This window comes from Streptomyces pseudovenezuelae (genome assembly GCF_001513955.1).
Taxonomy (GTDB): domain Bacteria; phylum Actinomycetota; class Actinomycetes; order Streptomycetales; family Streptomycetaceae; genus Streptomyces; species Streptomyces pseudovenezuelae.
The window spans coordinates 1-12,339 of the sequence record NZ_KQ948144.1 but is presented as its reverse complement, the minus strand read 5'-3'; the positions used below and the strand labels follow the sequence as shown (position 1 = coordinate 12,339).

The 12,339-nt window shown below is 72.3% G+C and carries 9 protein-coding genes; 5 read left to right on the top strand and 4 right to left on the bottom strand.

What is annotated here, in order from left to right:
* Window positions 1–694: 694 nt before the first annotated feature.
* The 4 genes from AQI94_RS00045 to mtnA all read right to left on the bottom strand — a co-directional run bounded on the left by AQI94_RS00045 (window position 695) and on the right by mtnA (window position 6,582).
* Window positions 695–2,539, bottom strand: coding sequence for an LpqB family beta-propeller domain-containing protein (locus AQI94_RS00045; RefSeq protein WP_031047183.1), 1,845 nt, complete (start codon window positions 2,537–2,539; stop codon window positions 695–697).
* Window positions 2,529–4,598, bottom strand: coding sequence for an MtrAB system histidine kinase MtrB (mtrB, locus tag AQI94_RS00040; RefSeq protein ID WP_031047186.1), 2,070 nt, complete (start codon window positions 4,596–4,598; stop codon window positions 2,529–2,531). The genes AQI94_RS00045 and mtrB overlap by 11 nt, the downstream gene beginning before the upstream one ends.
* 1 nt (window position 4,599) lies before the next feature.
* The gene (mtrA, locus tag AQI94_RS00035) at window positions 4,600–5,277 is read right to left on the bottom strand and encodes a two-component system response regulator MtrA (RefSeq protein ID WP_005486885.1); all 678 of its coding nucleotides are present in this window, start codon (window positions 5,275–5,277) and stop codon (window positions 4,600–4,602) included.
* A gap of 156 nt (window positions 5,278–5,433) precedes the next feature.
* Complete coding sequence (gene mtnA / locus AQI94_RS00030) at window positions 5,434–6,582, bottom strand: S-methyl-5-thioribose-1-phosphate isomerase (protein WP_031047191.1); 1,149 nt, start codon at window positions 6,580–6,582, stop codon at window positions 5,434–5,436.
* Window positions 6,583–6,722: 140 nt separating this feature from the next.
* Between mtnA and AQI94_RS00025 the strand changes: the two genes are divergently transcribed.
* Genes AQI94_RS00025 through AQI94_RS00005 form a run of 5 tightly spaced genes read left to right on the top strand, consistent with a single transcriptional unit; the run spans window position 6,723 to window position 12,294 of the window.
* Window positions 6,723–8,045: a glycerophosphoryl diester phosphodiesterase membrane domain-containing protein gene (locus AQI94_RS00025; protein WP_062229513.1), complete on the top strand. Its 1,323-nt coding sequence runs from the start codon at window positions 6,723–6,725 to the stop codon at window positions 8,043–8,045.
* Window positions 8,046–8,076: 31 nt separating this feature from the next.
* Entirely contained in the window at window positions 8,077–8,796 is a 720-nt protein-coding gene (locus tag AQI94_RS00020; RefSeq protein WP_031052098.1) for a DUF4129 domain-containing protein, read from the top strand.
* Window positions 8,793–9,995, top strand: a complete 1,203-nt coding sequence (locus AQI94_RS00015) for a DUF4350 domain-containing protein (RefSeq protein WP_031052102.1) — start codon at window positions 8,793–8,795, stop codon at window positions 9,993–9,995. The genes AQI94_RS00020 and AQI94_RS00015 overlap by 4 nt, the downstream gene beginning before the upstream one ends.
* A complete protein-coding gene (locus AQI94_RS00010; protein ID WP_107064299.1) occupies window positions 9,995–10,984 on the top strand; it encodes an AAA family ATPase in 990 nt (329 codons plus the stop codon). Before AQI94_RS00015 ends, AQI94_RS00010 begins: the two co-directional genes overlap by 1 nt.
* Window positions 10,984–12,294: a DUF58 domain-containing protein gene (locus AQI94_RS00005; RefSeq protein WP_031052107.1), complete on the top strand. Its 1,311-nt coding sequence runs from the start codon at window positions 10,984–10,986 to the stop codon at window positions 12,292–12,294. The genes AQI94_RS00010 and AQI94_RS00005 overlap by 1 nt, the downstream gene beginning before the upstream one ends.
* Window positions 12,295–12,339: the final 45 nt, after the last annotated feature.

Sequence of the window (12,339 nt, the reverse complement as noted above, 5' to 3'; positions counted from 1 at the left end):
AACTCCCCACCACGCCCCGCCAAAGCCCCATGACCCCGCTCCCAGGCCCCCCGAGACCATCCCCGGGCCGACTCCTCACCCCCCGACTCGCACACCTCCCGCACGCTCGCCGACACGGCCCCCGCCAGAGCCGTACCGAGCGGCCCCGCGAGGCCCAGCGCCCCCCTCTCCTTGTGGGCCAGCAATGCCGCCCGTACCGCATCCGCATACCGGGCCGCCGCGTGCACGACCGGCAGTCCGGGCGGTTCCGGCACCGGTCGCACCCGGCCCGGCACGGCCCCGTACAAGGCGGCACGGCACTCCGGACAGAGCACCGTGCGAGGCTTCCCGCAGCCTCCGCACTCGGCCGGCAGCACCAGATCGGTGAGGTCCCGCCACCACCCCCGCATGCCCACCACTGTGCCAACGCCGAAGCCGACCGGCCACCCCTGTGGATAACGCCCTGTGGAAAACCCCGCCCCGGGACACGAACAGCAGTTCCCACCACAATTACCGGCCCTATACAGCTAACCCTCGGTCGCAAACACAGCCCGCGAATCAACCCCGTACGACGATTCCGGTCCGCCCCACTCGGCGAATCCAGACCGTCCGCCCCGCCACGAATCCCCCACCCGCCCCAGAACAAAAGCGGCCGCCCCCGCCAGGGCCTCGCCCCGGCAAAAGCGGCCGCTCCCGACAGGGCGGTCCCGTCACGTCAGCCCGGATAGACCGGCGCCGTCCCGTCCGCGTCCACCTTCTGCCACTGCGCCCCGGACGGCAGCCGGACGATCCCGTCCTCCGAGTAGGCGACCAGGGGCATGTCGGCGTCCTCGGACGCCGCGATCTCCTTCACCCCCGTGAGCACGGCCGGCGGCGGCCCCTCCGGAGTGGAGCCGTCGACCTGGACGTAGCGCGTCTGCTGCACGCCGCCCTGCTCGCGCCCGACCACCACGAGCCTGCTGTCGCCGGCCCAGGACATGGTCGTGACCTCCTCCAGGTCCGGCGTCGTGGAGCGCAGTTCCCGCACCGAGACACTCTGCGGGTCCCCGGTCCTGCCCTCCCGCTCGATCCGCCCGATGAACAGCGACTGCTTGCCGCCCTTCTCCACGACGAGCGCGATCCGCACCCCGTCGGCGGCCACCCGCAGGTCCCTGATCCGCCCGTCCAGCCCCGGAGTCTCCACCTCCAGCGGCTTGCCCGCGCCCTCCTTGAACAGCAGCAGCCGCGGATCGGCGGGGTTCCGGTCGGCCACCCACAGATCGCCCTCGGTGTCCCAGCTCGGCGTGGTCAGCCGGTCCCCGGTCGTCTTGCCGCTGCTGACCAGCACCGGCTCCCCGAGCGACCCGCCCGACACCAGAGACCCGACGTACAGCGCCCTGCCGTCGAGGCCGACGCCGGCCGCCGTGTGCTCGTCACGCGAGACGGCCACCGACCGCAGGTCCTTGTCGCCCTCACCCAGCGCTCCGGGCACCGGCACCGGCTGGGCCTTCGCCCCGCTGCCGTCCGGCTCCGCCGCGACCCGTACCAGCCGGTGCTCACCGTTGACGAAGTACAGGAACTCGGGGTTCTCTACGGAGCCGCGAGTGGCGTCCCCGTTGGCGTCGCTCTCGGCGGCGGAGCACAACTGCCTGCCACCGGCCTGCAGCTCGACCTCGTCCACCGCAGGGGTGAGGTCCTGCAGCGTGAACAGCAGCTGGGCCGCCATCGCCTTGCACTGGTCCATGCCGGCGTTCTCGGCCTTGGTGTTGAGCGGCACCGTCAGCGTGCTCCGGTCGTCCGGAGCCAGCGAGGAGACGCCGCTCCTGAGCGCCGTACCGGTGGGAAAACTCGTCCTGACGACGGGGTCGAGCCAGCTCGTCGGTCCCTTGAGCAGGGACCGCACCAACTGCGTCATGGGATCCACGCGCTCACGCACATACACGGGGTCGGCGACCGCCACGGTCTGCGGAGCCGTCGCCGCCCTGGTGTTCGACGCGAAGTAGTACTTGTTGACGGACACGTAGTTCCGCTGGAAGTCCGACCTGCCCATGACGACACCGCGCGGGGGGCTGTCGATCCGCCACTGCTTGGTCTTCTTGTCGTGCACGAGGTGCACGGTCTCCCGGTACTCGCCCGATGCCGGCGCGTAAGACTGCTGCGCGTCCACCACCGCCACCTTGGTGCCGACCAGCGTGAACGACTTGTCGTCGCTCTGCTCCCGGTCCACCGGCGGCACGACGTCGGCACCGGGCCCGTCGTCGAGGACCGTGGTGGACAGCCCGGGCTGCCACTGCTTCGCCGCACTCGTGGTCAGGTATTTGCGGGCCGTCTCGTAGTTCGGGTCGTCGCTGGTCAGCGCCTCGAGAAAGCCCTGCACGATGTCCGTGGGCTCGGCGTCCTCCTGCGGCGGCATCGCGAAGACCCGCACCGGCGTGTCCTGCCGCGCCGTGGAGTCGACCCCGCGCAGATCGCCGCTGTCCGGCATGGAGGCACACCCCGCCAGCAGTACGACGCCACAGGCGGCGTACACCACGGTCCGCCCCGGCACCCGCCGGCCGCGTCCCTCGCGGTCAGCGTCCACGGAAGGCCTCCCCCTGCTGTTCGTACGACTCCTGCGAGCCGGTGTCCTGACGGCTCGCGGCGCCCGCGCCGGGCGTCTTCCCACCCGAAGAGCCCTCCGGCCGTGTCGCACTCGGCGACGGCCGGGGCACCACGCGCGCGCCGTTGCCGGGCAGTGCCGTCGGATCCGCCGTGGGTGTCACGGCGGCCGACCTGGGCGCTATCGGGTCCCGCGAGGTCACCTGGTCGCCCGTCGGCTGCGCCGGCACGGTGGCCGCCTTGTCGCCGCCCCCACGGGGCAGACCGGCGTCGTCGAGTCCACGATTGCGGCGCGAGTCCTTGGGCTCCAGCGGTATCGGCGAGCCCCGCAGCGGCTCGTCGGCCGTCCTCGGCAACGTCAGCCGGAACTGCGAACCGCCGCCCGGCTCACCCCACGCCTGCAGCCAGCCGCCGTGCAGCCGGGCGTCCTCCAGAGCGATGGACAGCCCGAGCCCGGTGCCGCCGGTGGTACGCGCGCGTGCCGGGTCGGCCCGCCAGAAGCGGCTGAACACGCGCGTGGCCTCGCCGGGCTTGAGCCCGACGCCGTAGTCGCGCACCGCGATCGCGACCGCCCCGCCCGCCGAGGCCAGTTTGACGACGACGTCCTTGCCCTCGCCGTGCTCGACGGCGTTGACGACGAGATTGCGCAGCACCCGCTCCACCCGCCGGGCGTCGGCCTCGGCTATGACAGGCTGCTGGTCGCCCACGATCCGGACCGTCGTGCCCTTGCGCTCGGCGAGCGGCGCGGCCCCGCCGACCACGCGTCGTACGACGTCCCTCAGGTCTATCGGTTCGGCCTCCAGCGCCGCCGCGCCCGCGTCGAACCGGCTGATCTCCAGCAGGTCCGCGAGCAGCGTCTCGAACCGGTCGAGCTGGTCGGCGAGCAGCTCGGCCGACCGCGCGGTCATCGGGTCGAAGTCCTCGCGCGCGTCATGGATGACGTCGGCGGCCATCCGCACGGTCGTCAGCGGTGTCCGGAGCTCGTGCGACACATCCGACACGAACCGCCGCTGCATCCGCGACAGGTCCTCCAGTTGCTGGATCTTCAGCTGAAGGTTCTGCGCCATCTTGTTGAAGGCCTCGCCGAGCCGCGCGATGTCGTCCTCGCCGGTGACCTTCATCCGCTCCTGGAGCCGCCCGGCCGACAGCCTCTCGGCGATCCCGGCCGCCATCCGCACCGGCGTGACGACCTGCCGCACCACGAGCCAGGCGATCGCTCCGAGGAGTACGACGACGAAGAGCCCGGCGGTCGCCAGGGTGCCCTTGACCAGGCTGAGCGACTTCTCCTCCTGTGTGAGCGGGAAGAGGTAGTACAGCTGGTACGGGTCGCCGTTGGGATCGTTGACCTGCTTGCCGATGACCAGGGCCGGCTGGGGCTCCTGGTAGGGGTCGTACACGATGCGGGTGTAGCTCTGGGCGGCCGTCGTGCTCTCGTCGATCTTCTCGCGCAGGGCCTCGGGGACGCTGGCCGTCGGGTCGACATCACCCGAGGCACGCGGCCCGCGCCCGCTGCCGCTGTCGCCGCCCACCGGCAGGGTCACCACGTCGAAGGCGCCCTGGCCGCCGCTGGAGAGGGAGTAGACGAGATTGCTCATCCACTCGATGACGAACTGGTCGGACTGCCCGTCCGCCGCGGCCGTGTCGTCGGTCCCGGCGTCGGCCTCCTCCGCCTTCTGCTTGGCCACCGCGAACCCTCCGGTGGCCTGGCTCTGCGACGCCTTGACCTTGGCGTCGAGAAGTCCGTTGCGCACCTGCCCGATGACGACGAAGCCAAGGAGCAGGACCACTCCGAGCGACATCAGCAGGGTCGTGACGACGACCTTGAGCTGGATGTTGCGCCGCCACAGCCGCATCACGGGCAGCAGCGGCCGGCGCACCCAGCGCATGAACAGCCTCAGGACCGGGCTGCCCTGGACGCCGCCCTGGAGCAGCCCGCCCTCCAGGAAGCGTCCCCAGCGGGAACCCGCCGACTTCCGCCCGACAGGCCGCCCCGCGTCCGCCCCGGTCCGCCGGGGCGACGACGCGGCACTGTCTCCGGACATGTCAGCTGGGCCCTGCCTTGTAACCCACACCACGGACGGTCACCACGATCTCGGGCCGCTCCGGGTCCTTCTCGACCTTGGAGCGCAGCCGCTGCACATGCACATTGACGAGCCGGGTGTCGGCGGCGTGCCGATAGCCCCACACCTGCTCCAGCAGCACCTCACGCGTGAACACCTGCCACGGCTTGCGCGCGAGCGCGACCAGCAGGTCGAACTCCAGCGGCGTCAGCGCGATCGACTGCCCTTCCCGCTTCACGGAGTGCCCGGCCACGTCGATGACCAGGTCGCCGATGGCGAGCTGCTCGGGAGCCGGCTCCTCCGACCTCCGCAGCCGTGCCCGGATGCGGGCCACGAGCTCCTTCGGCTTGAACGGCTTCACGATGTAGTCGTCGGCGCCGGACTCCAGCCCCACGACGACATCCACCGTGTCGCTCTTGGCCGTCAGCATCACGATCGGCACCCCGGACTCCGCCCTGATCAGACGGCACACCTCGATGCCGTCCCGTCCGGGCAGCATCAGATCCAGCAGCACCAGATCCGGTTTGGCCTCACGGAACGCGGCCAGCGCCTTGTCACCGTCGGCTACGAAAGACGGCTCAAAACCTTCACCACGCAGCACGATGCCCAACATCTCGGCAAGTGCGGTGTCGTCGTCGACGACAAGGACTCGTCCCTTCATAAAGACATCATCCCATTCTCATAACAGTGGTGAAGGCAGTGGTGAGACAGCTCACCGACCAGTGACCTTAGTCGTACCGGACGGTCACTGTCTGCCTCGGCCGCCGCGGACGCGAGCCAAGGGCGTCGGGCGCAATACGTGGCGCCCGCATCCACATCAGCTGATCGGCACCTCCCGGGCCCTCGCACACAGCCCGGCAAGGGCCTCGGCCGTCACCGGCGACACCACGCCCTCCTCCGTGACGATCGCCGTCACCAGCTCCGGCGGCGTCACGTCGAAGGCCGGGTTGTACGCCTGCGTCCCCAGCGGCGCCACCGGAATCCCGCCGCCCGCCTCCGCGCCTGCCACCGGAACCTGCGGCGCCGCGATCTCGGTCACCTCGTGCCCGGCCCGCTGCTCCACCTCGATCGACGCCCCGTCCGGCGTGTCCGGATCCACCGTGGTCACCGGCGCCACCACGATGAACGGCACATGGTGATACCGGGCGAGCACCGCGAGCGGATAGCTCCCCACCTTGTTCGCCACCGAGCCGTCGGCCGCGATCCGGTCGGCCCCGATCAGCACCGCGTCCACCTCCCCGGCCGCGAACAGCGAGCCCGCCGCGTTGTCGGTCAGCAGGGTGTACGCCATCCCGCTGCGCGCCGCCTCGTACGCCGTCAGCCGGGCCCCCTGCAGCAGCGGACGTGTCTCGTCCACCCACAGCCGCCGCAGCCGCCCCACCCGGTGAGCCGCGAGCGCCACCGCGAACGCCGTCCCCTCACCGCCCGACACCAGCGAACCGGTGTTGCAGTGGGTCAGGATCCGGTGCCCGCCGCCCGGCAGCAGCTCGTCCAGCAGTGCCAGCCCCCGCTCGGCCATCGCCGTACTGGCCGCCGCGTCCTCCCGGTGCAGCCTGCGTGCCGCCGCCAGCGCCGCCCCGGCGGCCAGTTCCTGGTCGCCGCTCCTGCCGAGCTCGGCACGGTAGGCCGCCTCGGCTCTGCGCACCCCGACAGCGAGGTTCACCGCGGTCGGACGCGCGCCCGCCAGCACGGCCGCCGCCTCTTCCACGTCGAACCCGCGCGCGGCGGCGAGCGCGACTCCGTAGGCCCCCGCGATGCCGAGCAACGGCGCCCCGCGCACGGCGAGCGAACGGATCGCCTCCACCAGCGCGGACGCGTCCGTACAGACCAGTTCCACTTCCTCGGCCGGCAGCCTCGTCTGGTCGAGAAGCACCAGCACGGGGCCTTCGGGTGGCTCCTCCCAGCGGATCGCCGGGATCTCGGTGGGCTTGCTGTCCTCGCCGGATTGCACGTACTGATCAGCCATGCGATCAGTCTGCCCCTTGTCGGCCGGAGTATTGAAGGTGCGCAGCCCATACCGCGGCTGGTCCCTCGCCGACCACCCCATGGCACGATGGCTGCCAACCTGCCGCCGCGACCGCGGACGGGCACCGTGAAGGAGCGACGATGAACGACACTCCGGGCTGGGCCTCGCCCGGATCCGCCCCGTCCGACGGACACGAGCCCGGCACGTCCGGTCCCGCTGAGCCCGCCGCCCGGCCCGACACCGCGAACCCCGCACAGCAGCCGGAGGACGACCCGCAGGACGCGGGCACGAAGTGGTCCCAGGAGCAGCCGCCCCCCGGTCAGTGGTCCGCCCCCACCGGCCCCGCCGCTCCCGGCCCGACGCCTCCGCCCCCGCCTCCCGGCCCGGGCTGGGGCACGCAGCCTCCCGCAGGTCCGCCCGGAGGCTACAGCCCTCCCCCGGGCTGGGGCGGCGGCTACGGCGGCTGGGGTGGCCCCCCGCCCGCGGCCAAGCCCGGTGTGATCCCCCTGCGCCCGCTCGGCGTGGGCGAGATCCTCGACGGCGCGGTCTCCACCATGCGCACCTACTGGCGCACCGTCCTCGGCATCTCGCTGACCGTCGCCGTCGTGACCGAGGTCCTCGTCATCCTGCTCCAGGGCTTCGTCCTGAACGACAGCGCGGGAAGCGCGGCTCTCAACGACCCCAGCGCCAGCGCCGACGAGCTGACCCGCGCCCTGGGCGAGACCATGCTCGGCACCACCGTCGTCTTCCTGATCTCCCTCATCGGCACGGTCGCCGCGACCGCGCTGCTGACGACCGTCACCAGCCGGGCCGTGCTCGGCAGGCCCGTCACCACCGGCGAGGCATGGCGCGACGCCCGCCCGCAGGTGCCCAGGCTGTTCGGCCTGATCTTCCTGCTGCTGCTCATCACCTTCGGCGTGCTCGCCGTCGGGGCACTGCCCGGCATCCTCGTAGCCGCCGCGGGCTCGAACGGCGGCGGTATCGCCCTCGCGATCCTGGGCATCCTCGGCGCCGGCGTCGTCGCGCTGTGGCTGATGATCCGCTTCTCCCTGGCCTCGCCCGCGCTGATGCTGGAGAAGCAGAGCATCGTCAAGTCGATGAGCCGCTCCACCAAGCTGGTCCGCGGTTCCTGGTGGCGGGTCCTCGGCATCCAGCTGCTCGCCGGGATCATCGCGAACATCGTCGCGGCGATCATCGTCGTCCCCTTCACCTTCCTCGCCGCGGCGCTCAGCGGCGAGGGTGTCGGCGGCTTCGTCAACGGCACCGGCGACCTCGGCTGGACGTTCCTCATCATCAGCGGCATCGGCTCGGTGATCGGCTCCATGATCACCTTCCCGATCACGGCGGGCGTCACCGTGCTGCTCTACATCGACCAGCGCATCCGCCGCGAGGCCCTCGACCTCGAACTGGCCCGCGCGGCCGGCCTCCAGGACTACGAGACCCACCCCACTCCCGGGAGCTGATGCGGTGAACCTACCGGGGGGAGTGCTCACCATGCTGCGTGCCGTCGACGCCTCCGCGCTGTCACTGGCACGGTCCGACGACGAGCCGCCGCTGACGATCCCGCGCGACCCCGCGCGGGAGGCGGCCCGCCGCGAGCTGTCCAAGCGCATGTACCACGAGAACGACCCCAGCTGGTTCCAGCGCGCCCTCGACGCGTTCTGGGACTGGGTCGGCAGGCTGTTCGACACCGCCTCGTCTGCGACCCCGGGCGGACCACTCGGCCTGGTCGTCGTCATCGCCGCGATCGTCCTGGTCGTGGGCGCGCTGTGGTGGCGCCTGGGCACCCCGAGCCGCGGGCCCGCCTCCTCCGCCGCCCTGTTCGACGACCGCCCCCGCAGCGCCGCCGAACACCGCGCGGCCGCGGAGGCACACGCGGCCCAGGGCCACTGGAACCAGGCCGTGCAGGAGCGCATGCGCGCGATCGTCCGTTCGCTGGAGGAGCGCGCCCTCCTCGACGTCCGTCCCGGCCGCACCGCGGACGAGGCCGCCGCGGAAGCGGGCCGCGCCCTGCCCTCCCGCACGGACCGGCTGCGCTCCGCGGCCCGGGACTTCGACGACGTCACGTACGGCGGCCGGGCCGCGACCGAGCAGTCGTACCACCGCATCGCCGAACTCGACCGCGACCTGGAACGCACCAAGCCGGTACTCGCGAACAGCACGAGCAGCAGCCACAGCGCGGACCACAACGCCCGCCGGGGAGCCGCCGAATGACCACCGAGGCCACGCTCCCGTCCACCTCGGCCTCGCCCACCGCCCGCCAGGTGTGGACCCGCGCGCGAGGCGTCGTCCTCGCCCTGGTGCTGCTCCTCGTCGCGGCCGTGGCGATCGCGGCGATCCGCTCCACCGAACGCCACGGCAGCCTCGACCCGCGCTCCGCCGACCCCTTCGGCAGCCGCGCGGTCGCCGAACTCCTCGCCGAACGAGGCGTCGACACCCGCGTGGTCACCACCCTGGACGAGGCACGCGCCGCGGCCGGCCCCGACACCACGCTCCTGGTCGCCGTGCCCGACCTCCTGACGCACCGCCAGCAGAGCGCACTGCGCTCCGCGACCGCCGACTCCGACGGCCGCACCCTCCTCGTCGCCCCCGGCAGCTGGTCCGTCGAACGGCTGGCCCCCGGCGTCGTCGCGGACCCCGCGACCAGCCTCGACTCGACGCTCTCCCCCGACTGCGGCCTGCCGGCGGCCCAGCGGGCGGGCAAGGCCGACACCGGCGGCATCCGCTACACCGTCACCCACCCCGGCAACGACGAGTGCTACCGCAGCGAGCGACTGCCCACCCTGGTACGGGTCCCGGCGGCCTCCGGGGACGGCGACACCCTCGTGCTCGGCGCGCCCGACATCCTCTACAACGACTCCCTCGACGAGCAGGGCAACGCCTCGCTCGCCCTCCAACTCCTCGGCTCCCGCCCCCATCTGGTCTGGTACCTCCCCTCGCTCTCCGACGCCTCCGCCGCCGACCCGGCCGAGCAGAAGGACTTCCTCGACCTGCTCCCCTCGGGCTGGCTCTGGGGCACCCTGCAGCTCTTCTTCGCGGCAGCGCTCGCCGCCCTGTGGCGGGCACGCCGACTCGGCCCCCTGGTGCCCGAGAAGCTCCCCGTGGCGATCCGCGCCTCCGAGACCGTCGAAGGCCGCGCCCGCCTCTACCGCAAGGCCAACGCCCGCGACCGCGCGGCCACCGCTCTTCGCTCCACCATCCGCACCCGCCTCGCCCCCCTCGTAGGCGTCCCCGTCTCCCAGGCGCACGCGCCCGAGACCTTGCTCCCCGCCCTGTCCGCCCATCTCCGCACCGACGGCGACGGACAGTCCCTGCACTCCCTGCTCTTCGGCCCGCCGCCCGGCGACGACGCAGCCCTCATCTCCCTGGCCGACCAACTCGACGCCCTCGAAAGAGAGGTACGACGTCCATGATGGACCCGACCACTGACAACGCCGGGACCACCGGGGACCCGGACAGCGCCCGCGCCTCCCTGGAGGCCCTGCGCGCCGAGATCGCCAAAGCCGTGGTCGGCCAGGACCCCGCCGTGACCGGTCTTGTCGTCGCCCTCCTCTGCCGCGGGCACGTACTCCTGGAAGGAGTCCCCGGAGTCGCCAAAACGCTGCTCGTCCGCGCCCTCGCCTCCGCACTCGAACTCGACACCAAGCGCGTCCAGTTCACCCCCGACCTCATGCCGAGCGACGTGACGGGCTCCCTGGTCTACGACACCCGCAGCGCCGAGTTCTCCTTCCAGCCCGGCCCGGTCTTCACCAACCTCCTCCTCGCGGACGAGATCAACCGCACCCCGCCCAAGACCCAGTCGTCCCTCCTGGAAGCCATGGAGGAGCGCCAGGTCACGGTCGACGGCACCCCCCGCCTCCTCCCCGACCCGTTCCTGGTCGCCGCGACCCAGAACCCGGTGGAGTACGAGGGCACTTATCCCCTCCCCGAGGCCCAGCTGGACCGTTTCCTCCTCAAGCTGACGATCCCGCTCCCCTCCCGCCAGGACGAGATCGACGTCCTCACCCGCCACGCCGAGGGCTTCAACCCTCGCGACCTGCGAGCCGCCGGCGTACGCCCCGTGGCAGGCCCCGCCGACCTCGAAGCCGCACGCGCCGCGGTCGCCAAGACCACGATCTCCCCCGAGATCACCGCCTACGTCGTCGACATCTGCCGCGCCACCCGCGAGTCCCCGTCCCTCACCCTCGGTGTCTCCCCACGCGGCGCCACGGCCCTCCTGGCCACCTCGCGCGCGTGGGCGTGGCTGACCGGCCGCGACTACGTCATCCCCGACGACGTGAAGGCCCTGGCCCTCCCCACCCTCCGCCACCGCGTCCAGCTGCGCCCGGAGGCCGAGATGGAGGGCGTGACAGCCGACTCCGTCATCAACGCGATCCTCGCCCACGTCCCGGTCCCCCGCTGATGGCCCTCACCGGACGCGCCGCCCTCATCGCAGCCCTGGGCTCCATCCCCATCGGCATCTGGGAACCCAGCTGGACGGGCATTCTCGCGGTCAACGCCCCCCTGGCAGTGGCCTGCGCCTGCGACTTCGCCCTGGCGGCACCCGTACGACGGCTCGGCCTGACCCGCTCCGGCGACACCTCCGCCCGCCTGGGCGAGACGGCCGACGTCACCCTCACCGTCACCAACCCGTCCGGCCGTCCACTCCGCGCCCACATCCGCGACGCCTGGCCCCCCAGCAGCTGGCAGCCCGGCACGGAGGTGGAAGCCTCCCGCCACCGCCTGACGGTCCCGGCCGGCGAACGCCGACGCCTCACCACTCGCCTGCGCCCCACCCGCCGCGGCGACCGCCACGCAGACCGCGTGACGTTTCGTTCCTACGGCCCCCTCGGCCTCTTCTCCCGTCAGGGCACCCACAAGGTGCCCTGGACGGTCCGCGTCCTGCCCCCGTTCACCAGCCGCAAGCACCTCCCCGCAAAGCTCGCCCGCCTGCGTGAACTGGACGGCCGCACCAGCGTCCTCACCCGCGGCGAAGGCACGGAGTTCGACAGCCTGCGCGAATACGTCCCCGGCGACGACACCCGTTCAATCGACTGGCGAGCCACCGCCCGCCTGACCTCCGTCGCCGTACGCACCTGGCGCCCGGAACGCGACCGCCACATCCTCGTGGTCCTCGACACCGGCCGTACCTCGGCAGGCCGCGTGGGCGACGCCCCCCGCCTCGACGCCTCCATGGACGCCGCTCTCCTCCTGGCCGCCCTCGCCTCCCGCGCCGGCGACCGAGTGGACCTCCTCGCCTACGACCGCGGAGTACGCGCCCTGGTCCAGGGCCGCACAGCCAACGACCTGCTCCCCGCCCTGGTCGGCGCAATGGCCACTCTCGAACCCGAACTCGTCGAAACCAACGCCCGCGGTCTCACGGCCACTGCCCTGCGTACGGCCCCCCGCCGCTCCCTGATCGTGCTGCTCACCACCCTCGACGCCGCACCCATCGAAGAGGGCCTGTTGCCCGTACTTCCTCAGCTCACCCAACGGCACACGGTCCTTCTGGCTTCAGTCGCGGATCCCCACATCGCCCGCATGGCCACAGCCCGCGGCAACACGGATGCGATCTACGAGGCCGCGGCCGCCGCCCAGGCCCAGACGGAACGCGACCGCACCGCGGAACAACTCCGCCGCCACGGAGTGACCGTCGTCGACGCGACACCGGACGACCTGGCTCCAGCGCTGGCCGACGCCTATCTGGCATTGAAAGCAGCCGGACGCCTGTAAAGAAAAAAGGGGGCGCATAGCGCCCCCTCGGGAGAAACGATCCGT